Genomic DNA, 2,249 nt, shown 5'->3' on the forward strand with positions numbered 1-2,249 from the left:
CGGTCGAATATGAAAAGCAGTATTTCCAGCGGCTCGCGAGTGTCTAGTAAACTCGTGGCGATTCAAGCGTCGAAAGCACGGCGCCGCGCTGACACCGGCCGCTTTGTAACATCCGATGGCCTATTTCAGTACCCGCGTGCTCAACGCTGCAGCGCGAGGGCCGGCCGTTGACTTTCTGGCCGGAAGACCCATAATCGTCCCTATGAAGACCCCACCTGCCACCCTGACGATCGGAGACTACCCGCAACTGGCGCTCCTCGCCTGGAGCCGGCGGCCGGGCGACGTCATCACGGCGGAAGAGGCCTTCGGACTCTACGAAAGCAACTGGCGCTTCGTCGACCCGGATCTCCTGGACGAAAATGAGCGCGAGCTGATCGACGGCCTGACCGAAACCTGTGGCCATGGGCTCATGAATGTTTGAGCGCGACCACCATAATCGCATCCAGACGCTCCTGTCGGCCCTCGATACCGACTTCCTCGCCCAGAACAAGTGCTTCTTCGGCGGCGGCACGGCGATCGTGCTTGCCCTGAACGAATACCGGGAATCGGTCGACATCGACTTCCTCTGCGCCTCCCAGGAGGGCTACCGCGAGCTGCGCAACACGATTCACGACTCGTCCCTGGGCGCGATCTTCTCGCGGCCGGTGGAGTTGGCGCGAGACGTGCGAGCAGACCGCTACGGCATCCGCACATTCCTGCGCGTCGACGGCGTGCCCGTGAAGTTCGAGATCGTTAGCGAGGGGCGCATCGAGATCGGGGGCGAGATGAACCCGGTAACCGGCGTGCCGACGCTCACGCGCGCCGACATGTACGCGGAGAAGCTGCTGGCCAACGCCGACCGCTACCGTGACAAGGCGGTGGCGAGCCGCGATATCATCGACCTGGCCATGATGATCGGCCACTGGGGTGAGGTGCCGACGGCGGCCTGGGATAAGGTGCGCCAGGCCTACGGCGCATCGGCCGATCGTGCATTCCAGGGAGCGATCGAGATGATCAGCGATCGTGCCTACCTGGGCCAGTGTCTGGCCAAAATGCACATGGCGCCCGAGCTTGTGGAGAAGATCCCGGCCGTGCTGCGTGGCGAGGCCTCGTTCGCCCCGTCGTCCAGGCTGGCGGGCGCGAATACTGCTGCGGAGATCACCTCGGTGGCGCGCGGCGTGCGGGCCGTGTATGGCCGCGTGCTCACGACGCCGGCAGCGCGCGAGAGCGCGGACGAGAACAGGGATGCTCCAAGCATCGATCGCCCGGCCAGCTAGTCGGGCAGCCGCGGACCGCGTATCTTGGGCCGCGGCCTCTCGGCTGCACGCTTTAGCTCGTCCTTCCGGTTACGCAAAATGTCCGCCCCAGGTGCGTTTATGCCGACGGCTTTCCAGCGCGCCAGGTTGACAGGAGAGAACGCGCCGGACGATCGCCGCTTGCAAGGCCAGCCCACGGTTGCGCAGCAGTGCGGGCATGGGACATCCAAAGGCAGGGCGCTTTGATGTTCTGGACCATCACGTAGATCTGCTCCGTCAAGCTCTGCCATGCCCCCTCCTAAGCCCTCAACTGGTCCGCAATTCCTGCGCAGACCATCCGTAAATTTTACAACTCGGTATCGAGGAGCAGCGAAACTGCTCTTAACTTCTCTTTCGGCACCAGAGCCAGCTTTTGTGCCAGCGCGAGCACGAGAGGCGACAACACCGGACCTACGTCCCGCTTTGTTCCGTCCGTACGCTTCGGCCCCTTTCCTGTGGACAGCCATAGCGGTTCGACGCGGAGGACAGCGGCAATCTCGGAAACCTTCCTCGCCGTCTTGCGCTCGCCGCTCTCTAGCAATCCGATTGTCGATTGACCAACGCACGCGAGATCGGCTAAGGCCTGTTGCGTGAGGTTGGCTTCCGTTCGTGCCTCTTTTAGCCGGTCCTTTAGTGACAAGATATTTTTCCTTACTTCTGCTTTTGGTCAAGGGCGCAATCGCGCAGCTTGCGCACCCGCTCGATTTCCTCGGCCGAGTGCGGCGTTCCGCCCGTGTTCAGGTCGAGGTAGTGCTGGAGCAGATCTGCGCGCCACGTGAAGGTGTGGATGGCCACTCGGAAGCGGTACCGGCCCCTCACCGAAAACGAGCTCCCCGCCAGGTCGTCGACAGTAAAGCCAAAGGGACGCACCTTGCCAGCCAAGAAGTCCTGAACGGCTGTGATTCGCTGCCGGTAGTTGTCAACAAAGTTGTCGTGTCACTTCATGCTGCCAGCTTTGATATCTCAGGTGCAGCC

4 protein-coding genes are annotated in these 2,249 nt (G+C 62.4%); 2 read left to right on the forward strand and 2 right to left on the reverse strand.

The annotated features are described in order from the left end of the window. Nucleotides 1-202 precede the first annotated feature (202 nt). Nucleotides 203-421 (forward strand): hypothetical protein, encoded by a 219-nt coding sequence (locus tag ACFPOU_RS21480; RefSeq protein ID WP_379726292.1) that lies wholly within the window; start codon nucleotides 203-205, stop codon nucleotides 419-421. Then, nucleotides 414-1,256 (forward strand): nucleotidyl transferase AbiEii/AbiGii toxin family protein, encoded by an 843-nt coding sequence (locus tag ACFPOU_RS21485; RefSeq protein WP_379726295.1) that lies wholly within the window; start codon nucleotides 414-416, stop codon nucleotides 1,254-1,256. The genes ACFPOU_RS21480 and ACFPOU_RS21485 overlap by 8 nt, the downstream gene beginning before the upstream one ends. 325 nt (nucleotides 1,257-1,581) lie before the next feature. Here the strand turns inward: ACFPOU_RS21485 and ACFPOU_RS21490 are convergent, their stop codons facing one another. After that, complete coding sequence (locus ACFPOU_RS21490) at nucleotides 1,582-1,914, reverse strand: helix-turn-helix domain-containing protein (RefSeq protein ID WP_379726298.1); 333 nt, start codon at nucleotides 1,912-1,914, stop codon at nucleotides 1,582-1,584. 11 nt (nucleotides 1,915-1,925) lie between these two features. After that, a complete protein-coding gene (locus ACFPOU_RS21495) occupies nucleotides 1,926-2,156 on the reverse strand; it encodes a hypothetical protein (RefSeq protein ID WP_379726301.1) in 231 nt (76 codons plus the stop codon). Between the last annotated feature and the right edge of the window lie 93 nt (nucleotides 2,157-2,249).

The organism is Massilia jejuensis (genome assembly GCF_042656795.1).
Classification (GTDB): domain Bacteria; phylum Pseudomonadota; class Gammaproteobacteria; order Burkholderiales; family Burkholderiaceae_D; genus Telluria; species Telluria jejuensis.

Excerpts from the sequence above, each read along its gene's own strand:
- ACFPOU_RS21480 (WP_379726292.1), top strand. The coding sequence starts at position 203 with ATGAAGACCCCACCTGCCACCCTGACGATCGGAGACTACCCGCAACTG.
- ACFPOU_RS21485 (WP_379726295.1), top strand. The coding sequence starts at position 414 with ATGTTTGAGCGCGACCACCATAATCGCATCCAGACGCTCCTGTCGGCC.